We start from the raw sequence: 21,645 nt of genomic DNA, 5'->3' as shown, positions 1-21,645 counted from the left end.
GTTAGCCCTTGTTTTACCTACCGCATATAGCACGTAGGCAAGGCCCCACTGATCTGCGATTACCGGAACCCAATGGCATGAATACCGACATGAACACACTGGCCAGCAAGCTGATGATAATCATTGCGGCGCTAGTACATCAAACGGCCTCTGCCACCTCGGTGAGTGTAGCCAACACCGCTTATACCAGCACCTTTAATCATATAGGCATCACGGCTATTTTGATGGTGGGCGGATTACTGTTGTATCAATTCTGGCGCTTTTATCAACGCGTCCAACGCAGAGAAGCAGATATTCGCCAGCAACTCTGGCGCCAGGCCAATTACGATTACCTCACACAACTGCCTAACCGCTATCTGTTGCAAAAGTGCCTGGAAGAAGCCATCGCAGACTGTCAGCAATCACAACAACCCTTGGGATTATTGCTGATAGACCTCGACGGTTTTAAAGATGTGAATGATATTGCAGGCCATGCGGTGGGCGATCGTTTACTGCAAAATGCCGCGTTGCGCATCCAGTCTTGTGCGCGCAGCGGCACCACCACGGCCAAACTGGGCGGCGATGAGTTTGTGGTAGTGATTCCCAAATTGCAAAACATGCAGATGCTACATGAGATTGGCGCCAAAATTGTAGACACCATCCGCTCGCCGTTCTACATTGAAAACAATCAATATTTTGTCACGGCCAGCATCGGCATTGCTATTTTTCCTGACCACAGCAAGTCTGGCGAAGAACTGATGATGTTTGCCGACCAGGCATTGTATGCCGCCAAACGCGCGGGCAAAAACCAATACCAGTTTTTTACGCAAACCATGCAGAGCGCGATCCGCGACCGCATTTCACTCACACATGACTTGCGCTCGGCAGTCGCCAATGGCGAGCTGCACCTGGTCTACCAACCCATTTACCGGCTGCAAGACCTGTGCCTGATTAAAGCTGAAGCGTTAATCCGCTGGCAACATCCGACACGCGGCACGATTCCACCCGATGTGTTTATTCCACTGGCAGAAGAGTCTGGTGTCATTATCGACATAGGCAAATGGATTTTTGATGAGGTATTACACGATTTGTCGGCGATTGACCTGCTGCGCCTGCAGGGCACACAAATCAGCCTCAATATTTCGCCAGTGCAATTTGCGCATCCGCAACACCTGATGGCCTTTATCAAACGCTTGCAACACTCCAACATCCCTTGCGAGCGCTTTTGCTTTGAGATTACTGAAGGCCTGTTGCTGGAACCCTCCAGAGTCACCCAAGACACGTTAAAAACCGTCAGACAAGCTGGCATCAAGCTGTCGATAGATGATTTTGGCACCGGCTACTCGGCGCTCGGCTACCTCAAAAAATATCAAATCGACTACGTCAAAATAGACAAGTCGTTTATAAAAAACCTGGAGGTCGATAATTATGACTTTATTCTGTGTCGGTCCATCATTCAGATGGCGCATGAGCTCAATATCAAGCTGATTGCCGAAGGCGTGGAAAATGCCCGCCAGGAGAACATCCTCAAGGTGATTAATTGTGATTTTATTCAGGGCTTTTTACACGGCAAACCCGCCATGTTTAGCGTCTTGCTAGAGCAGATCTATCAACAGTCAGCCCATCAACGGGTGCATCGCCTGATGCCCAGCGAAACCAAACATTGATACTCACCAGCCATTTAAGCAAAAAAAGGGCGCGCCTTAGCGCACCCTGATGGCTCCAACCGCACTTAGATCAAGTAATGATCCAGCAACAAAAAGGCAAAAATCAGGCTCAGATAAAGAATGGAATACTTAAAGGTGGTTTTAGCCAGCGCGTCTGAGTAGTGGCGATAGAGGCTGACCACATAGTACATAAAAATACTATTCAATACAGCAGCCGATGCCAGGTACAGCCAGCCACTCATGCCCAGGCCATACGGCATCATAGACACAACCACCAGGATAATGGTGTACAACACGATGTGCAGCAAAGTGAATTGCTCACCATGCGTCACCGGCAACATCGGCATGCCGACTTTGGCATATTCTTCGCGGCGATATAAGGCCAGCGCCCAGAAATGCGGCGGCGTCCAGGCGAAGATAATCAGGAACATGACCAGTGCCTCTGGCGACACGGTATTGTTCACGGCAGCCCAGCCCAAAATGGGTGGCATAGCACCAGACGCGCCACCAATCACAATATTCATTGGGGTGGCAGGTTTTAGAAACACAGTATAGATCACCGCATAGCCGACAAAGGTGCCCAGTGTGAGCCACATGGTGAGCGGGTTGACCCAGTAATACAAAATACTGAGACCGATACCGCCGAGCACACTGGCAAACAGTAATGTTTCCATCTGAGATAATTGGCCAGTCGGCAATGGCCGCGCACGGGTGCGCGCCATCATGGCGTCAATCTTATGCTCGATGAGGCAGTTAAAGGCCGCGGCTGCGCCTGAGGCAAAAGCAATGCCCACCGTAGCTGCCAGCAGCACCGACAGTGGCACCATGCCCGGCGTCGCCATGAACATGCCTATAATCGCAGTAAAAACGATCAAGGCTGTCACGCGCGGTTTACATAGCGCATAAAAACTTCGCGCGCTCATGCTGGCTGTCGCCAATTGTGTCATCCAGGTTGCTTGCATACGATACTCCCCCTACTTTTTAATATGACGTTTTAATACGATGCTTTTGATACTCTGGCGTGAATGGCGACCAGCCACACGCCCAATAATGCGGCCCCGGCGTTATGCAACACCGCCAGCACCAATGGCAATTGCAACAGCAAGTTACTAATCCCAATCGCTACCTGGCAAAGCACAATGACTAGCAACCCCCAAGCCAAACGCTTAGAGGCCGGTCGTTGTAGCAAAAATCTCACGCTCACCAACATCCAGCCCAGCACCACCAGGGCGCCCAGCCGATGTATCCATTGGATAGCTGTCAGCGCATTCAAATGCAACTGCCCGCCATCGCGACTTTCGCCCAACGCACGCGTCAGATGAAATGCTTCGCCGATGTCCATGTCTGGCCACCACAGGCCATGGCAAGTTGGAAAATCGGTACACGCCAAAGCGGCATAGTTACTACTGGTCCAGCCACCCAGTAACACCTGCGCCATCCACACCACGAGCGCCAGCTGCAACCAGCGCTGCTGACAGGCTGGCAAGGCGATCTGCTGCTCGCTGCCATGGCGAAACGCTATCCAGCTCAACAATGCCAGCGTGGTCATGCCGCCCAGCAAATGCAGGGTCACCACCACCGGTTTGAGCAATAAAGTCACCGTCCACATACCGAGCAGCGCCTGCATCACAATCAACACCACCAAGCCCGCCGATAACTGCCAGGGCGTTTTAATTGTTTGCCGATGACGATATGCCAGCACAGCCAATGCTAATACTAGCAACCCGAGGCTCCCTGCCAGATAGCGATGTGCCATTTCTTTCCAGGCTTTGGCATGTTCTACCGGTTTGTCAGGATAAGCCTGCTGCGCAGACTGGATCGCCGACTCACTCTGTGGCACGGTCAATGCGCCATAACAGCCTGGCCAATCCGGGCAGCCCAAACCGGCATCTGACAGCCGCACGTAAGAGCCCAGCACCACCACACAAAAAGCCACGATTGCGGCCAATATACTTAATACTTTAAACATGCCCTACCCTGCCCACGAAGCCTTTAACAATTTAACTAAGTCTTTGCGTATCCACTTTGCTTCCAGCTCGGGGCCATACTGCATCATCACATTGCCAAGTGGATCAATAAAGTAAACCCGGTGTGCGTCTAAGGTGTTTTGCCCACCGCCACTCAGCATGCTGCCCAATGCTGATACCTGCTCAGACTCACCATTAATAATCAGCAAATCTGGGTAGCGGGCACGAATGGCTGTCGTATCGGCCTGCTGGGTAATCAACACGCGCTGCACGCGTATCATGTCTTTATATAACGAAACATAAATCTGCCGCATGTCATACAAACGCTGCATACAGGCAGGATCACACTCGCGCGCAATCAGGGCAATATTCCATTTATCCTGCCAAAATGCCGGTAATGCCTGCTGCTGGTCGCTGACCCAATGCGTCGTGTGCGCCATAGACACCGGCGGCTGAATCAACTCACCATAACTCTTGCCAGTAGGTCGCCAGTCAAATTTAATCATGGCCACTACCACCAATAATGGCACGGTAAAAAATACCGCCAGCAGTAAAAAAATCATGCGACCTTTACGCTGCTGCGCCTGGTCGAGCGCTGCCAAAGCATTTGTTTCTTCATGGGTCATATTCACGCCCGTTTCTCCACCATTTGAGTCAAACCGATCACTACACTTGCCACGGCAAAGCCAAACCACTGGTAAGCATAACTGAGATGCTTCTCTACTTGCCCGGCAGGCACATCCCAATGCCGCAGGTAACCATCTGCCGCGGCAGGGTCTAGCTTGAGAATCACATCGGGAAACACATACGGCACATGCTGGCGTAAATAAGTAAAGTCAATCACAGGCTGCACCGGCTGCCAGGTCTGGCCTGGTTTATCCAGCCTGTAGCCTACTTTTGTTTGCTGCCAAAACAAGCCCTGAATCACTTGCTCGGCTTGCGAGGTTGCAATCTCAGGAGTTTGTTGATGATCGGCAAAGCCTGCCAGCCAACCGCGGTTGACCCAAATGACGTGCTGCTGATCGCTGAGTAAAAAAGGAGTGATGACATGAAACCCGGCCTGCCCCTGCTCAACCTGGTTATCAAGAAAAAAAGCATATTGCGGCAAATAATGCCCCTTGAATTCTACCGTTTGTAAATGTAACGCTGCCACAGTATCAGGGGCATCCAGTGCTGGCGGCGGTGGCTGAATCACCGCGCCGTGATGCATCAAAGCACGCGTAATTTCTTGCTTCTGCGCTGCCTTGTGCCATTGCCACAAGCCGAGCCGCACACAGCCCCAAATGGCGACTACCATGACACATACCACCAGCCAGCGTACACGAACGACATAATTTCCCAAGGGTATTTGCATTTTCCAGCTTACAGCCCATAATGTAATCCACTTAACGCGAGATCACATCATGTTCATTAAAATTGTCACCATTTTGATACTGATCGTCATTGTTGGCAGCCTGTTTTCTGCCCTGCTTTTTCTGCTCAAAGACAAAAGTGGTTCCGATCGTACAGTTAAAGCGCTAACCATGCGGATCGGCTTATCGATTGCCCTGTTTCTTGGCTTGGTCATTGCCGCCCATTTTGGTTATGTTGGCCACACCCTGTAACAAAGCCATTTCTGCTAAAAAGGGCGCTCAGTGCGCCCTTTTTGGTTCATCAGAGCATGTAGACAAAAATATACAGGCCCAACCACACCACATCCACAAAGTGCCAATACCAGGCCACACCTTCAAAGCCAAAATGATGCTCTGGTGTAAAGTGCCCTTTGATACTCCGTAACAAAATCACAATCAGCATCAGCGTCCCAATCGTCACGTGAAAGCCATGAAAACCGGTGAGCATAAAGAAGGTGGCACCATATGCGCCCGATTTAAGGGTCAAGCCCATTTCGGTATAAGCATGGTGATATTCAGCCGCTTGGCAACAGAGAAAAGTGACCCCAAGCGCGACGGTTAAAAACAGGCCAATAATCAACTGCTTGCGGTTGTTTTTAATCAAGCCCCAGTGTGCCCAGGTGATGGTTGCACCCGAACTCAGCAGCAGCAAAGTGTTAATCAGTGGTAAACCGCTCCATGACATCGGGTGAAACGCAGGGTTGGGCTTATAAGCCTCACCAAGCACCGTACCACCAGGACCTTGTGACGGCCACGCACTCAAAAAGTCTTTATACGGCGTAATATCAGGTGCGTAGGAGGCCAAATCAGGCACCGACAGCACACGCATATAAAACAGCGCGCCAAAGAAAGCGGCAAAAAATGCCACCTCTGAACAGATAAACACGATCATGCCGATGCGGAAGGATTTATCTTCCCATTTTTTATATTGCCCGGTCAGACTTTCCGTCACCACGGCACTCAGCCATTTGAACATCATGGTCAGAATCACCGCCAGGCCAAAATACATCATGTATTTGCCTGGCGTTGCCAGATAAGACAGCGCCGGATTCTTGATCGAACCATCCAGTCGCGTATCCGAACCGGTCACATTAAAAACAAAACCACTGGCCATAGACAGCAATCCGACAGAAATCAATGCCGGATAGATGCTGCCATGCGGGACAAAATAGTGATTTTCTGAATGACTAGCCATGCATTAACTCCCTATCCTTTAAACGTATTACGCTTCATTATTGTATTTACTGACTTGCCGGAAAAAACGAATACGACAAGGTCATTTCTTGTACATCTTTAGGCAACTCTGCACTGACAAAAAACCGCAGTGGTAATGCCCTTACTTCGCCAGGCTTGAGTGTTTGCCTGACAAAGCAAAAACACTCAATCTTTTTTAAATGTGCCGATGCTTTACCCGGTGTCACGCTTGGAATCGCCTGCCCGGCCACCTCAACATTGGTGGTATTTTTTGCTTCAAACATCACCGTGGTCACTTGGCCTGGATGCACCTTCACACTGCTTTGCTTGGGGTAAAAATTCCAACCCAAACCCGGCATGACTGAAGACACAAACTGCACTGTGACCTCACGCTGCAAATCCACAACGGCTTGACTTGCACTCTCTGGCGTACTTTTTGTTTTGCCATTCAAGCCCGTCACCGAGCAAATCACGTCATATAAAGGCACCAGCGCAAAAGCAAATAACAATGCACCGGCAATAATCCAGACTAATTTCAATGCCAATTTTTTATTGGCGGCGGCCTGTGTTTGTTCTAATGCCATAACCGTTACAAGCGCCGCTTACTTCCAAATCGTAAACATCGAAACCACGTACCAGACAATCGCCACTGCTGCTAACAGCCAGGCAATTTTCTTACTATTAGACTGCTTGGGATCACTCAAAATACATCAACCTTTTTACACAGCCAATCAATCACCGACTGATTGGCTTTTGCTTCAAATTTACTTAGCCTGTATCTATTCAGCCTAAATACTTACTTAACTACAGGCTGCTCAGTAAAGCTGTGGTATGGCGGCGGTGAAGACAATGTCCACTCCAGCCCTTGCGCACCCTCCCACACTTTGTCGGTGGCTTTTTTGCCCCCTTTAACACAGCTGATAATGATGTAGACAAACAGCAGCTGTGACAAACCCAGCACAAACGCGCCAACGGTAGAAATCATGTTGAACTCGGCGAACTGCAAGGCGTAGTCTGGAATACGACGCGGCATCCCAGCCAGACCAACAAAGAACTGCGGAATAAAGGTCACGTTAAATGAGATGGCAGTCAGCCAGAAGTGTGTTTTACCCAACTTCTCGTTATACATATGACCAGTCATTTTTGGCAGCCAGTAATATACGCCCGCCATGATGCCCATGATGCCACCCGCAAACAGGGTGTAGTGGAAGTGCGCCACCACAAAGTAGCTGTTGTGGTATTGCGCATCCGCCGCCACGTCAGCCAGCACCAGGCCAGTCAAGCCACCAATACCGAACAAAATAATCCAGCCAACCGTAAACAACATTGGTGTTTCAAAGCTCATGGAGCCTTTCCACATGGTGCGAATCCAGCAGTAGAACAGCACGGCCAATGGCAGAGAAATCGCCATGGTGCTATACATAAAGTACAGCAATGCAGGCACCGGCATCCCGGCCGTAAAGAAATGGTGCGCCCAAACAACGACTGCCAAAGCACCAATCGCCCACAACGAATAAACTTGCGCTTTGTAGCCATACATCGGCTTGCGGCTGAACGTCTGCAGAATCTGAGGAATGAACCCCCACACTGGCAGCAACAGAATATAGACCTCAGGGTGACCAAAGAACCAGAACAAGTGCTGGAACATAATCGGGTCACCACCACCGGCGGCGTCAAAAAAGTGCGTCCCAAAGTGACGGTCCGTCAGCAGCATGGTCACCGCACCGGCCAACACAGGAATCGTTGCAATCAGCAAGAATGCAGTGATCAACCAGCCCCAAGCAAACATCGGCATTTTCATCAAAGTCATGCCTGGTGCGCGCATGTTGTAAATGGTGACGATAATATTGATAGAACCCAATACTGACGAAATACCCAACAAGTGCACGGCAAAAATCGCGAAGTCGACACCGATACCGCCTTGCACAGACAGTGGCGGATAGAATGTCCAACCAGTCGCTAGTGCACCATCACCTACCCCAAACAGGGCCAGTGTGAACGGCAGAGTGAGCAGAATCGCAGATGGCGGCAAAATCCAGAAGCCCCAGTTATTCAAGCGCGGCAAAGCCATGTCTGGTGCGCCAATTTGCAATGGCAACATCCAGTTAGCAAAACCAGTCGCAGCAGGCATCAAGGCTGCAAAAATCATGATCAGTGCATGCACACCAATCAACTGGTTAAAAAACTCTGGATTCATGAGTTGCAAGCCAGGCTTGAACAACTCGGCACGAATGCCCAAAATCATAGACCCACCGACCAAGAACATCACCAGTGAAAATGTCAGATACATCGTACCGATATCTTTATGGTTGGTCGTTGTTAACCAACGCATAATCCCGGTCGGATGGTCGTCGTGATGCTCATCATGATGTGCTACGGTTGTAGTACTCATAGTGCTCTCCTAAAATCGCTCAAATATTATTCGCGTGCAGCTTTAACTTGCGCTGGCTGCACGATTGCATCGACTGCTGCTGTATTGCCTAGCGCGTTGCGCTCATAGGTAATCACTGCCGCAATTTCCGTATCATTTAATGTGGCCTTCCAGGCAGGCATTACGCCTTTACCATTCAACACACGGTCCAGATGACTGTCTTTTTGATATTTACCATCGGCGCCAAAAATCGCGCCAGTGGCAATTTTGCTGCCGGTGAGTGCGGGGAAAGCCGGTGGCAACCCTGCGCCAGTCACTTGGTGGCATACGGCACAGTTTTTCTCGTAAACCACTTTACCCTGCGCCAGCAGTTCATCCTTGGTCATTTCTTTCACATCGTTTGCCGCTTGTTGCTCGCCCTGTTTTTTGGTCGCCCATTGCGCAAACTCTTCTTTAGACACGGCATTCACCACCACTGGCATGTAGCCATGGCCTTTACCGCATAGCTCTTTACACTGCCCACGGTAAACGCCTGCTTTCTCCACCTGCACCCAGGTTTCACGAATAAAGCCTGGTACCGCCACACGTGATGAGCCAAACTGCGGCACCCACCAGTTGTGTAACACGTCAGAAGCCGTCATCAAAATGCGTACTTTTTCGCCCACAGGCAGCACCAGCGGGTTATCCACCTCCAGCAGGTAATGCTCGCCTTTGTCGGCCGCATTGTGCATTTGGTCATTGGTAGTCGCCAAGTTGCTCACAAATTTGATGCCTTTGGCATCGCCGTCCAGATACTCATACTGCCAGCGCCACTGCGAGCCGGTAATTTTGATTACCATGGTCGACTGGTCGCGAGTATCTTCCATCATCACCACACTGTGGTAAGCCGGAATGCCCATGATGACAAAGTCAATCAATAGCAAAATCGCAAATGGGATTAACGTCCAGAAAATTTCAACCGCAGTAGAAGGCGCCTTATCGGCGACAGGCTTGTAGCCCTTGCTTTGACGGTGGGTCACAATCGAGTAAATCATAATTGCCAGTACTGCCACAAAAATCACGGCAGTAATCAGCATAAATTTGTTGTGTACGTGTAAGGTATCCAAAGCCATCGGCGTCACCGGCTCTGGAAAATTCCAGGTGAAGTCAGCACGTGCACTCAAAGACAAGAACAATGCAACCGCACCAACCCCAAGTTTCTTCATCCCTTGCATCTAATCGCTCCAAAATCCAGTTATTTAGTTTTCAGAAGTACCCGCTTGAGATGAGAGGCCACTTGTTCGCGTTGCGCGTTATCCATGGTATCTCGACCAAACTCAACCTCTTGATGATGGGACCCAATCCACAGTGACGTTTTACCGTTCTCACCTTCCCTGAGCGTTATCCGGGTCCAATACGATTGAAAGCGAACGTGTTTTATTTCTCCCAGCACACTCTGCTCGATTTCAACCTGATCCTGAACGAAAGTAATTTTTTCGTAATCACTGCTGTGACGCAATACCACCACAAACGCCAGAACCACCAACACTAATTCCAAGCCAGCAAACGGCAACACCATCCAGGCACCTACATGCAAAAAAGCTAAAGCAATCAGCCCAGAAAACACCACTAGGCTCAGCAACAACTTACACACACTTTCTGTAGAAGCGGATGCATTCGGCCTTGTGACGCATTGTGTTTCGCAAATAGATAACATGCTTGCCAACCCAAATTTAGTCTGTAGCAACTAAATTACGTTTAGTTACAAATTTGTTACACGTTGTAAATTAGCACAAGAGCAACCTAGTGACAAGACAAAAAATGGCGATTGCGACTGTCATCAATGTAAATTTATGGTGAAGTGAGGTTAAAGCGACGACGTGAAGAAAGTACCTAGAATACGGCGCCAAACCAGGCCAGCTGGCACTCTTGATGTTGCTGCATAAACAAGCAAACGGCACAAATACGTAGCAAAAAAATGTTGTTACGAATAAAAAGCGTATAACGCTGGCAACCGATTATGCGAGGCTGATTTTGCGTAGGGCCATCCATAAAGCATGCCTGAATCAAAAAATATGACGACTGCATGCAAAAGTTTTTTGTGGTAGATTCTTAATCGTATCCCGATGTCATCGCGCAATTTTGACTTCACCAGATTGACTGCTGACCAAGCGTCACAAGCCATTGGGACTGTTTTTATGTGAATTGATTAGCAATGCAAGTAGTCGTGGCAAGCCATCATCAAAAGCTTTTGAGCTTAAAAAAAATCGGTCATGCAATCTGCAAGCACTGATTGATGGCAGCCATCATTTTAAAGGGGCTAAACACATGAATATTAACCATATACCCGCCACCAAAGTCAGTGCGGACGATGGCATTTCTATCCGCCATGCAAACACCGACATCATTCTCGACTGGTTACATGCAGGCGTCACTGACATCCATCTCGGCGGCCGCGCCAGCCTCTTTTACGGCATCATTTTTGCCGCAATCGGCGTCATCATCCATACCGTGTTTGCTGACAACTACTGGCTACTAGCCGGGGTATCCACCGGCTTCTTTCTGCTCGGCCCCTTCCTTGCCGTCGGGCTATATGACTTGAGCAGACGCATAGAATCTGGCGAGCAACCTTCGCTACGCCCCACCCTGACTGCCTGGTTGCCTAACTTGCTAAATATCGCCCTATTTACCGGGCTACTGATTTTCGTTTTTCTCAGCTGGGTGCGGCTTTCAATGAGCATATTCGCCCATTATTTTCACGATGCACTGCCAACTTTCGCGGACGTAGTCATCAACGTATTCACGTTCAAGCAACCCACCTTCCTGTTCGTTTACTTTTCTGCCGGTGCCGTGTTTGCAGCGTTCATTTTCAGCATCAGCGTCATCGCCATGCCCCTCATGCTAGACCGCAATACCAGCGCCTGGACCGCAGCCATCACCAGCCTGCGCACCTGCGCCCGCAACCCGGTGACCATGACACTATGGGCTTTTTGTATTGTGGTCCTGGTAGGGTTTGGCCTTGCGACCAACTTTCTGGGATTGATTTTGACCATGCCAGTAGTTGGGCATGCTAGCTGGCATGTATATCGCGACCTTATCGCTATTAAGAATTAGCTCAGCCTAGTAACAGACAACTCAAACGCAATCGCGGAATCATATGAAGAAAGGCCTAGATTTTCATCTAGGCCTTTTAATTTTTTATACTTTTTAGCTCTCTTATTTACTTGGTGCGGGAGCCGGAACAGAATTATTGCAGATAAACCACATTATAACTAGATAACACCAATTCAATAAACTTTGTTACTCACAAAATAAAAAGTATAAGCTAATTATAGGTTTATTCCCTCTGCCCTGCTTTTCTCAAGAATCTCCAGCAGAACCCTACATTGCTTTTCAGTTGGGATCTTATGAGGCAACTGCACAGCAATATTAATTACCCCCACTTCTTTAGGTGTCAATATATCTAAATCAGTCATTTTATTTTTAAGCTCCAGCCAAGTTTTACCTGGAATTGTAATTACCTGGCGCTGAGCCTCAATGCCATTATCAATTTTCTGAATTTGAATTGCATTTTTTGTCTCTGATTTTTCTTCGGCATCCGTGGAGAGGCTGGACCAAAATAGATCGGGTAAGCGTTTCGCAATTTCATCACACTTCTCTTCCAATCGAGTCCAACAACTTTCTCTTTTTGCCCATTCAGAAATATTTGAAATTCCTTGAGGTGGATTCATAAGATCTTCGTAGACGATTGCTGATACTACCTTGATGGCTTCTTCAAGCGACGTATCAATTGCTTGTGCGGCCCAGATACTCTGGTAGTTAAGCACCTCTCCCCGCATCTTAGTTACATATCCAATTACTGCCAAGGTATAAGCGACTATATTGGCCCGGTAACCACCGTTGTACCAAGGCTGTTCCGAAACAAGTTTTTCTGTAGCTCGGAAAAGAATACCTCGTGAGATAGCTCTTTTGTAATATTGTTCATTAAAACCATCAGAAGATTTTTCCCACTCCTTACCGATTCGAGCAGCAAATTTCGCAAAGTTTTTTTGACTTCCCAGATTGACCCATCTCGGATGATCATCAAATATATTCTCAAACTTAGCCAAATCAGTTTTTGTAAACATCTGAGGTTTTGGATACTCGGCTTTGAATCGCCTTTGCTCTGCTGGAGTTAATTTTGACTGAGCATCAATATATTGCCCCCGCGCTCGCTCATAAAACCATTTAGTTTCACGTTGCGCCCCTTGTTGTGCAGGCACCCAAATACGCCGCGAGAAATCTGCCATTCGAACATGAAAGGGATGGTTTGAGAAAAAGTCTGCAGCATTAACCCGATTCTGAGTATTTGCATACTCAGAAATTCGTGGAACAATCATTTCGCTCTGCTCGTTGTCGATGACCGAAAGCTTCATTTGAACAAAAATATTTGAAAGATTGGCTTTATCACGACGCTGTGTATGAAAAAGTGAGGCCGTAGTCTGCCCTCCATTTACTATTTGAAGGTCAGTCAATCTGACAATTTGAAGATGACCATTTTTAATCCGCGTTTCCACTTCCTGAGCAGTAGCAGTTATGCCATTGTTATATGCAAAAAACATGTTTGGCTCTGTTAGTATGGTTGTTCGAATCCCCTTGTTAACCTGTGCACGAGCCTGAAGGAATGTGCGGACATTCTGCTCTAATAGTCGGCTACTATAGCCCTCATATAGCTTAGCCAAAATAGTAGCCGGCATTACAATTAAGAATGATTGATAAGAGTCTGAGCCAAGATTCGCAGGAAGACAATTTACCCCGTCACCAAACAGCTCAACAAAATCAATATTTAATGCCTCTTTGAAACCACGGGAACTGCGCTGGCGCTGAAACCTAGAGATATCCCAGATGTGATATGTAGCCTTAATCTCGCACACATCGTTATCAGGATAGGCCTCGAATCTGTCACTTAGCAAACGTTCGGATACGAGGTAAAAATTCACCTGCCGGATATGAGATTTTCCATCCCTAATTTGACTGACAAGGCCATATTCAGGCGTTGTAACATCTGGCTCAAGACTACCGGTAACGCTTCCTTCAAAAAAATTAATTAAGCGTTTGAAGGTTGTATCAATATCCGAGCGCGTAAGAGTTTCAAGTTCCCGACGACAATCAAAATCGGCAATAAAGATATCAACTACACCCTCATCATTGAACCAGTACCCATCAACACGCATCCCTCTTGCTGCGCGATAATGGCAGTGCTCAAATCCATCTACAAAACCCGTTTCAATCAACTCATTCGAAACGGTATCCATAAAAGTTTCGAGTTGATATGTGCTCCCAGCCTCTGCCCCAGCAAGCATTTCTTGACGGAAATCGTGAAAAAACTCTTCTGCAGTCTGTTCCATTACTCCCCCTCCCAGAGCTTATCGCATTCAAAAATTGAAATGCTTTCTAAATTAATATCATATGAAATCTTGTTTATACTTGTTGGTGTTTTTGAGCGAATCAGTCGTGGAAAATCACCATCTACACGGTAACTTTTGACTACCGAAACAACGAACATAGGGTCATCATACTCTGGATGTGGAGTATAAAAATGTTCCGCCAGCTTACTATCAAAAGCTTCAATCGCCTCAGCAGAATCAAGCACTTCTTGAATACATAAGATGATTTGATTTAGCGACTGTGCAGATGATGCATCGGGTAAATTGCTAAGTTTATAGGTTCGAAGAAATAGATGTTCATTCAGCGATTCAAGTTGATCTTCCGATGAAATTCGGACTGAATTGCGCTCGGCCCCAGATAAGGATTTGATCTCTACAGCAGTATTTCCAAAAATGAAATCTTGATGAGAGCGCTCTGGTCCCATCCAAGCCTTCAATGCTTCATCTGCCCCCAAGTGCTGAATCAACTCTCGCAGGAAACACAGCTCCGCAAAAAGTCCACGTATCTCTTCAGCAGACATGAGTTGTTTTCGGCCAGCCATGAAGGCTTTCCATCTCCGCAGATGTGCGAACGCTACTGCCATCGAACTTGCTGAATCATTCGCAACTTCGAGTGCGTTAGCTAAAGAACGGCATAAGCCCTCGAAAATGTCTCGATCAGCCCTCTTTTCCAAGGACAAAATTAACCGCAGAATTGAGCTATTCTGACGAAGTTCTACACCAAGGCCATTCACACGAACATTGTTTTTTTGAAACTCTGCGAAAAGATCGCCTTTAAGCTCCATAATAAAAAGACATGCCCCAGACGGATCACGTCCCCAATAACAAGGCACAGCCATCTTTCCAGCAATCTGCTTCACATTGAAGTCAGATCCAGGAACTAAAATCTCATCCCATGGTGAAACTTTAGACATCCAGATCCTCCTCGGGGGGCTCATCGTCATCCTGCATTTGCCTGAGCCAGATTCTATTCACAACCACATCAATGGTTGGAATATCCATTTCAAAAGGAAAGCTCATCCCAAAAGCCACTATTGGGCCAGAAATACTTGCACTTTTAGGATCCAAACTATGAAGCATCAACAGTGGTTTATTACGGACCTCACGATAATGAATATCCGACACAACTTCAGAATTGGCTTTCGTGCTAGCTGACTTCTTCTGATCATCGTTAAGACCTAATTTTTCATCACCTCTCGAAGCTACCCTACCTTTATTTAGCTTCCATATAGTACCCATAGGCTGCCCCTCACTTACACCACGTTGCTGGCCTCGTAAAGTAAAAGGTACATCGCCTCCAGCACCCCCATCCGGGGATATCAAGAGCACATCAGCTTTAGGATGCCGATCAGAAATAAGCTGCAGATAAGCTAATAAGTCACTTTTTAAATCAGCTTGAGCCGAATGGAAGTCGTATCTCAGTAAAAACTCTTCCAAGACAGAAATATCCACATTTCTATAGATAAATCCTTTACCGGTATCAGCAACTTCCACTCCACCGAAATTAGATTTCCATAATTCTGCAATAAGATCCAAATTCCGTTTATTCAACTCAGGGTCAGTAGAGACTTCCGAAGTTTCACGAAGACGGCCCGCAAAACTTTGCTGAAATGTGACCTGTTCACCAGAACGCATCTTATTCGCTGCTGTAATCAAAAGTGTGTCTGGATGAGACCTGACGTAAAGCCCGAAATCCTCTGGACTGAGCTTGTCACGCCTCATACGCTTCACCTGTTGAACAAGCTCTTCTGATGCCTCAGCGATATGGGAGTACCAATCAATCGAATCTCTGGAAAGGTGCACTCTACAAAGATCTTCAAAATTTGGTCTGTAGCCGAACCATCGCCCCATTTGCATTAGAGTGTCGTACATTTTAGTATTGCGATACATGTAACTTATCGTAAGACCCTCGATGGTTAAGCCCCTTGAGAGGCTTAACCCTCCAACAGCTATAGCAGTGAGTCCGACACCGGCCTTATCATATTTTGAAAAATCTAAAACTTCATCGCTCTTACTGTTAATAACGTAAGTATGCAAATGCTCAAAAACATCATTCAGCGCATCTTTCACCTCTCCCCAAGTAAAACCTGCATCGAAATATTCAGCATCGAAAACTGACTTCAAATCATGCATAAAGGGATTCGTTGAAGAAACCGACTCAGGCATCTTATAGTTCGAACGTACAGCTTCTCGAATTTTTCTTTCACGAAGGCTCAGAAAATCTCGAACTGCTTTCTGAATAGGCACAAATCTGGAAACGTTCACCATCATAGAACAGTGCTTTTTAGACTGCCCTCTCAAGTTACGAATTGCCCTTGCGAGAATAAATTCATTCAAAGCATAGTAAAGGCTAGGAGGAAGCTCACTTATCGTGTCGCCACGTTTATGTGAAAATGGAATGAGATCTTCGCAATCATCTATAGGTCTCACGACCGCTGAACTCGTCTCATCGTTTAGAAATACCTTTTCGGCTCCGAAATATGTTGTGGGAGCATCTAAACAATAAATAAAGTCTTTCGGAAAAAGTTCTTCCCGAACGTCATCATCATAAGCATCAGGATTGATGAAAATGTTTGCAAATGGCGTAGCTGTGTAACCGACATAACACGACTTAGCGAATAGCCCCATTATTCGTCGAATCATTGCATTGGTTTTAGTAGGGTCTAAATCATCCTGATTCGTATTGATCGAGGCATTATCAGCCTCATCATCAATCACCAACATAGGTACATCTGAAATACGGCCACTACCTTCAGCATTCAGCTCCTTCAGCCACTTATGCAAAGATGTGAGTGTAGTTACATTTTTTTTTATGATGAGAATGATAGGCTTACTGAAATCATTTATTTTCCAGCCACTTTTTTCTGCCGTATTTTTATTAAAATCTGCATTAATATTTGTCAGAGTTGCAGGATGAGGATATCCTGGTGCTGTTCCAACACCGATGTTCCGTCTATCACTCGGATCACTTGACCTCCCGATAAATGCTTCATCAATACGCGCTTGCGTCTGTTTCCGAAGGTTATTGTGTATACCTGCAATCACAATAATAAATTTATAACCAGCATCCGCAGCTTTAGCTATTAAACCAGTATAGTTTGCCGTTTTACCTGATTGAACATGCCCTATGACCAATCCGCGTCGATACCAAGACGTTCCTTCACTGTGTGGGTCTTGAAGATGCCCCAATATTTTATCGGTCACATCACTCAGAGATTGAACCATCTGCGGAGCCCATCCATCTTCCCGCAAATACTCTGCATATGCATCCGAATAAATCCATTTGATATCACTTCGCTTTTGAACCCATTGATCGTCATGATTGGCTTTTGTATCAACAAGCGAAACTCCCGCTCCCATTCTTGTGACTACAGAAATCATCGCCTCTCCGACAACGCTCTGCAAATCCCCTGCATAATTAAAAATTTCAGCCATTTGGCGAGCTTTTTCCTGTACCTGAGCTGCAGTAGGAGTCTCACTCATATTGGCAAGTGCAGAGATTAATGAGTTAGTAAAATTTCTTTCTTGCGAGCTGGCTTGTTGCATTATTCAAATACCTCACTTATATATTTTTCAGCAGCTTCTAAATGGCCATCAAATAACCTTGTTGATCGGACGATCTTCATAAACTCAACTGAATTATATGGACCAGACCCATAAAGTGCATGTTGCAGCTTCTTAAGTCGCTCTAAAATTTCCGGCTCATCCAAGCCTGTTTGCGCCACCTCACGAGGATGTGTGGAGTAGTCAGAGTAGATCATTTCTACAGGGAGAGAGGCTGAAATGGAGTCCAAAAGAACCTGAAGACTGGATAAATTTTCTGCATTCAGATTACCACTTAATGATTGAATCAGCGGATGCTCCATGTTGACTGCAAATCTAATACCGCTATGACTAGCGAATCTCTCCCAAATTGGCGCCTGTGCCTCTAGGAATAGCTTCTGCCCTCGTCCACGGTGAACATTAATGCTACGAGCAGTTATTTTTGCAATAATCTGCCTAAGTCGCTCTCTAACGGCATGTGGAGGTCTGGCACGAGACTTTTTGATATCAATAGTCCACGCTTCATCGAGGCTGTTTGAAAAATCAATTTGAACACGAGCAAGCTTAGTAGCTTCGCCTTTTGGTACCAATCGAAACCAGTCTCCCCATGCCATAAGTCGTCCATTTCGATATACGTATGCACCTTGATTCGAAATAAAGTCGCTTCGATCCTGATAAAAATCATATTCTGCTGCGGTGAGGCGGCTATGATGCGGCAGGATATAAGGCTGAATATTAACTGCCTGATCACCTACCCACACAGTCTCATCAGGCAATATTTGTGTAGCAGGATTTTTACGGCAGAAAGGATCAAACGGAGTGATCGAATGCCCATTGATTTTGATCGTGATACGTTTGTGTCCTTTGACCTCACCAGAAAGAAATCGATGAAAAACAAGTGAAAGATGACGCTCAACAGCAGCTAACTTTGCACTTACTATTTCATGTCGTCTACTTTCAAATTCATCCTCGAAAAGACGATCCAAGTCTCTCCATACAACGATTGTCCCATCTTCTGATATCAACTCACAATAGGGAAGCTTGGCAATTTCCTCGGCATCGAGAATTGATACAAACCAATCATCATAATCCTCAATCTGAGTCAGATTCCATTCAACAGCGCTTCGTACACCTTCTTTGGAGCTCATGATAGTGAGGCGTCGACATTGCGAGAATGATGCGGTTTTCAGACCTAAACCGAATCTACCTAAATCTTTGGCTCCCCTCTTCTTTCTAGGGTCGGTTGAACCATGCCGCATTGCAGCTATTACTTCTTGCTCAACCATACCCTTTCCATTGTCGGCGATTACAAGTACCGGCTTTTCCCTGCTGAGATCGCAGAGTATCTGTATCTCAGTCGCATCAGCTGAAATACTATTGTCAATAAGGTCAGCAACAGCTGCTTCAATTGAATAACCAAGATCTCTGAGTGATGCAGTTAAACATGCCGCGCTGGGCGGTAGATGGTGAGGTTTTGCCATTAGTTATTACTCCGAATGCTCTCCGAAAGTCGTTCTAATATTTCTTCTTTTTTTGATCGAAGTTCACATTCCCATACAATGTAAACTTTCCAACCTGCACGAACAAGAGCTGCACTATTTCTTGCATCTCTTTCTAAGTTCTGTTTAAACTTTTCTGCCCAAAATTCAGGCCTGCTCGATGGCATTGTTGCATTTCGACAATTAGGATGTCGATGCCAAAAACATCCATGAACGAAAATAACAGTTCTGTACATGGGAAGTACAATGTCTGGACTACTAGGTAAATCTTTACGATGCAATCTAAAACGAAAACCAGCTTTATGCAGCAATGATCTTAGAAGTAGCTCTGGGTGAGTATTCTTCCCCTTGATCTTGGACATATTCCAGCTTCGCTGCTCTGAAGTCACCGTGTCTACCATGGATTATCACCTCATATTGCTGCAAGGACCTCAGCAACTATTTCTCCAATTTGCTTCGCTAGCTGGGGAGGTACAGCATTTCCAACCTGGTGGTACTGCATTGTTCTAGGCCCGGCAAAAAAATAATTATCGGGAAAAGTCTGCAGTCTCGCCGCTTCGCGAACTGTTAAGCTACGGCATTGTGTTGGATCATAATGTATAAAATAATGACCATCTTTTGAAATATGAGATGTGATAGTTCTTGAGACTTGGTCCGCAACCTGAACGCGAAAACGATCCGAGAACATCTTCCCCGAGCAACCCAGTTCCACATTTTGATGGTTAGGAAGAAGATCTATAGGAAAGTCAGACAGTTTGGGACTGCGAGCCATCTTTTCAGCAAATGTGGCTGCATATAAGTAGCGCCTAAGATCAGAAGCCATGTGACCTCTAGCTTCGTGAGATGTAAGAATACTCAATCGATCATCATAAAGACTTTCGAGTACCGGATGCGTGGGCTTAAGCTGTCTATAAGTTACAGATGACGTGAAGCTTGGAAAGCGTTTTTGCAGAAGACTCTCAAGTCCCAGCTCTGCGGAAACTTTGGCATCACATAAGGAGCCGTTGAGTTGGTGAGATAGATCCATCTGAGAGATCAACCTCAACTCGTTCAGCCATGACTCGTAGCTGTCTTTCACTTTCGAAATACCACTGCGTATACGAGGAAGAGATTCGATAGTGTCACGAACACTAGGGGCTTTAAGTTTCTTTAATAAACCAGGTCTTACCCTCAAGTCACCTCGTATTCCAACTATAAACATCCTATGGCGAGCTTGAGGAATACCATACTCTTCTGCTCTTACAACAAAAAGCCTCGGGTCTACATCGCCGTCAGCTAGACCCTCTTCACTCAATGAGTAAAGCTTGTAAGTAAGATCATTTGGAGCATTCTCGATTGCCTGCCCAGGATTAGTCAAATCATTGACAATTCTATTGATGGCTGACCTTCCTTCAATGGTAGCTGAAAGAAGTCCTTTGACATTCTCCATTACAAAAATCGGTGGGCGGTGGTCTGCAATTATGCGCAGATACTCAAGATATAAAGTATGGCGCTCATCATTCTCAAATCCCGGTTTGCTCATCATTCTTGATCGGCCAACAAGAGAATAGGCTTGACATGGAGGCCCCCCGATCAGAGCCCATTTATCAGCTTCACCTAAGCGATCACAAATTATTTTTTTTACATATGCATGAGATTCGGCACCGAGAGTTATTCTTAAAGCACTATTTTTTGCTTCCTCCCAAGCAACCGGATGCTTTGAAATCAATTCTTCAAATTCGATTTTCTTAGAAAGAAAGTCATAATAATCATCAGGGATTTCATCATCCGCAAAATATCTAAGAAAGTGACGTAGACGCAATGTTTGATGTGAAAACTCATCTCGCTCTATCGATACAATACTTTTAAATCTTATTTTACCTTCTTCACCGCATACTCCCGCAAATCCTTCCCCAAGACCTCCTGGGCCTGCAAAAAGATCCACAAGGGGATATATCGTGACATTATTATCAATATGATAATTTCGAACTTTTACAGGCTTCATTTTAATTTTTATGCACCATTTGACGCCAGTTATATGCGCTTAAATTACCTAATTATTGAGATGAATGCCTTAAGACCAAGTGTCTCTCTGGCATGAACTTAAGATAAGTAAACACTCAAGTTTATATAGAATTATTGCTATCAAAAGATTATCCATTAGATAGAAACCGGTTGCAATCCATGTTGATATCATTCCCCCTGCCAAGGAGTAGGTTAGATCACCAACAGTAAGTTGAATGGTGTAACCTATCCCCTAATGATGGAAAGAGATAAACATCCAACCAGCGCCTCACGCGCTGCTGGTGACGCTCAGACTTGTTTTTATTGTGCAGGACATGCCAATCATTGGCAACAGCCTTGAAAGTGTTTACAGACTTAAGCTTGGCTTGTGCTTTTTTATCCTGCCGAGCGGCACTTGGATCTATGCCATCATTGGACTTCACCCGCTCTGCTAGACAAATCATAATGTCTAAAACAGAACGGAGTAAGTTACATGAAGGGTATCAGATACACGGACGAGTTTAAGTTCGAAGCTGTAAAGCAAATCACAGAACGCGGTCATGATGTCGCGGATGTTGCTCAACGCCTTGGCGTATCAACAAAGAGCCTTTACAAATGGCGGCATGAAATTGAGCTTCAAAAGCGC

General features: G+C 46.2%; 19 protein-coding genes. 4 read left to right on the top strand and 15 right to left on the bottom strand.

Annotation, left to right across the window (positions count from 1 at the left end):
• The first annotated feature begins 77 nt into the window (after positions 1–77).
• Entirely contained in the window at positions 78–1,646 is a 1,569-nt protein-coding gene (locus E6Q52_RS01195) for a bifunctional diguanylate cyclase/phosphodiesterase (RefSeq protein ID WP_292817542.1), read from the top strand.
• Between the two features lie 65 nt (positions 1,647–1,711).
• On the opposite strand, the gene cyoE is transcribed toward E6Q52_RS01195, so the two are convergent.
• From cyoE to E6Q52_RS01175, 4 genes are read right to left on the bottom strand one after another with little or no spacing between them, the layout of a single operon-like run.
• On the bottom strand, positions 1,712–2,608 hold the full coding sequence (cyoE, locus tag E6Q52_RS01190) for a heme o synthase (RefSeq protein ID WP_292817540.1): 897 nt from the start codon (positions 2,606–2,608) through the stop codon (positions 1,712–1,714).
• Between the two features lie 32 nt (positions 2,609–2,640).
• Positions 2,641–3,615 (bottom strand): heme A synthase, encoded by a 975-nt coding sequence (locus E6Q52_RS01185; RefSeq protein ID WP_292817538.1) that lies wholly within the window; start codon positions 3,613–3,615, stop codon positions 2,641–2,643.
• A 3-nt stretch (positions 3,616–3,618) separates the two neighbouring features.
• Entirely contained in the window at positions 3,619–4,239 is a 621-nt protein-coding gene (locus E6Q52_RS01180; RefSeq protein WP_292817614.1) for a hypothetical protein, read from the bottom strand.
• A 2-nt stretch (positions 4,240–4,241) separates the two neighbouring features.
• On the bottom strand, positions 4,242–4,967 hold the full coding sequence (locus tag E6Q52_RS01175; protein ID WP_292817536.1) for an SURF1 family protein: 726 nt from the start codon (positions 4,965–4,967) through the stop codon (positions 4,242–4,244).
• A gap of 49 nt (positions 4,968–5,016) precedes the next feature.
• On the opposite strand from E6Q52_RS01175, the gene E6Q52_RS01170 reads away from it, so the two are divergent.
• Positions 5,017–5,217: a twin transmembrane helix small protein gene (locus E6Q52_RS01170; RefSeq protein ID WP_292817534.1), complete on the top strand. Its 201-nt coding sequence runs from the start codon at positions 5,017–5,019 to the stop codon at positions 5,215–5,217.
• Between the two features lie 49 nt (positions 5,218–5,266).
• On the opposite strand, the gene E6Q52_RS01165 is transcribed toward E6Q52_RS01170, so the two are convergent.
• The 5 genes from E6Q52_RS01165 to E6Q52_RS01145 all read right to left on the bottom strand — a co-directional run bounded on the left by E6Q52_RS01165 (position 5,267) and on the right by E6Q52_RS01145 (position 10,265).
• Positions 5,267–6,199, bottom strand: coding sequence for a cytochrome c oxidase subunit 3 (locus tag E6Q52_RS01165; protein ID WP_292817532.1), 933 nt, complete (start codon positions 6,197–6,199; stop codon positions 5,267–5,269).
• Between the two features lie 46 nt (positions 6,200–6,245).
• Positions 6,246–6,782, bottom strand: a complete 537-nt coding sequence (locus E6Q52_RS01160) for a cytochrome c oxidase assembly protein (RefSeq protein WP_292817530.1) — start codon at positions 6,780–6,782, stop codon at positions 6,246–6,248.
• A gap of 212 nt (positions 6,783–6,994) precedes the next feature.
• A complete protein-coding gene (gene ctaD / locus E6Q52_RS01155) occupies positions 6,995–8,590 on the bottom strand; it encodes a cytochrome c oxidase subunit I (RefSeq protein ID WP_194741491.1) in 1,596 nt (531 codons plus the stop codon).
• A gap of 26 nt (positions 8,591–8,616) precedes the next feature.
• Positions 8,617–9,783 carry a cytochrome c oxidase subunit II gene (gene coxB, locus E6Q52_RS01150; RefSeq protein ID WP_292817527.1) on the bottom strand — a complete coding sequence of 389 codons (1,167 nt, stop codon included), beginning with the start codon at positions 9,781–9,783 and terminating at the stop codon, positions 8,617–8,619.
• Positions 9,784–9,803: 20 nt separating this feature from the next.
• Positions 9,804–10,265 (bottom strand): DUF2244 domain-containing protein, encoded by a 462-nt coding sequence (locus E6Q52_RS01145; protein WP_292817526.1) that lies wholly within the window; start codon positions 10,263–10,265, stop codon positions 9,804–9,806.
• A gap of 611 nt (positions 10,266–10,876) precedes the next feature.
• On the opposite strand from E6Q52_RS01145, the gene E6Q52_RS01140 reads away from it, so the two are divergent.
• A complete protein-coding gene (locus E6Q52_RS01140) occupies positions 10,877–11,662 on the top strand; it encodes a DUF2189 domain-containing protein (RefSeq protein WP_292817524.1) in 786 nt (261 codons plus the stop codon).
• 215 nt (positions 11,663–11,877) lie between these two features.
• Here E6Q52_RS01140 and E6Q52_RS01135 read toward each other — a convergent pair whose 3' ends face one another.
• The 6 genes from E6Q52_RS01135 to E6Q52_RS01110 are packed head-to-tail and all read right to left on the bottom strand — an operon-like array spanning position 11,878 to position 21,000.
• Entirely contained in the window at positions 11,878–13,935 is a 2,058-nt protein-coding gene (locus E6Q52_RS01135) for an AIPR family protein (protein WP_292817522.1), read from the bottom strand.
• Positions 13,935–14,888, bottom strand: coding sequence for a PD-(D/E)XK motif protein (locus E6Q52_RS01130; protein WP_292817520.1), 954 nt, complete (start codon positions 14,886–14,888; stop codon positions 13,935–13,937). Before E6Q52_RS01130 ends, E6Q52_RS01135 begins: the two co-directional genes overlap by 1 nt.
• Entirely contained in the window at positions 14,881–17,520 is a 2,640-nt protein-coding gene (locus E6Q52_RS01125) for a Z1 domain-containing protein (RefSeq protein WP_292817518.1), read from the bottom strand. Before E6Q52_RS01125 ends, E6Q52_RS01130 begins: the two co-directional genes overlap by 8 nt.
• Positions 17,520–18,998 (bottom strand): ATP-binding protein, encoded by a 1,479-nt coding sequence (locus E6Q52_RS01120; protein WP_292817516.1) that lies wholly within the window; start codon positions 18,996–18,998, stop codon positions 17,520–17,522. Before E6Q52_RS01120 ends, E6Q52_RS01125 begins: the two co-directional genes overlap by 1 nt.
• Entirely contained in the window at positions 18,998–19,417 is a 420-nt protein-coding gene (locus tag E6Q52_RS01115; protein ID WP_292817514.1) for a very short patch repair endonuclease, read from the bottom strand. Before E6Q52_RS01115 ends, E6Q52_RS01120 begins: the two co-directional genes overlap by 1 nt.
• A gap of 11 nt (positions 19,418–19,428) precedes the next feature.
• Complete coding sequence (locus E6Q52_RS01110; RefSeq protein ID WP_292817512.1) at positions 19,429–21,000, bottom strand: DNA cytosine methyltransferase; 1,572 nt, start codon at positions 20,998–21,000, stop codon at positions 19,429–19,431.
• Positions 21,001–21,492: 492 nt separating this feature from the next.
• On the opposite strand from E6Q52_RS01110, the gene E6Q52_RS01105 reads away from it, so the two are divergent.
• Positions 21,493–21,645 (top strand): transposase (locus E6Q52_RS01105; RefSeq protein ID WP_292817612.1); only part of this gene is annotated, 153 nt, incomplete at its 3' end.

Origin of the sequence: Methylophilus sp., assembly GCF_008015755.1 — a bacterium.
Taxonomy (GTDB): domain Bacteria; phylum Pseudomonadota; class Gammaproteobacteria; order Burkholderiales; family Methylophilaceae; genus Methylophilus.
This window is presented reverse-complemented; position numbering and strand designations above follow the sequence as displayed.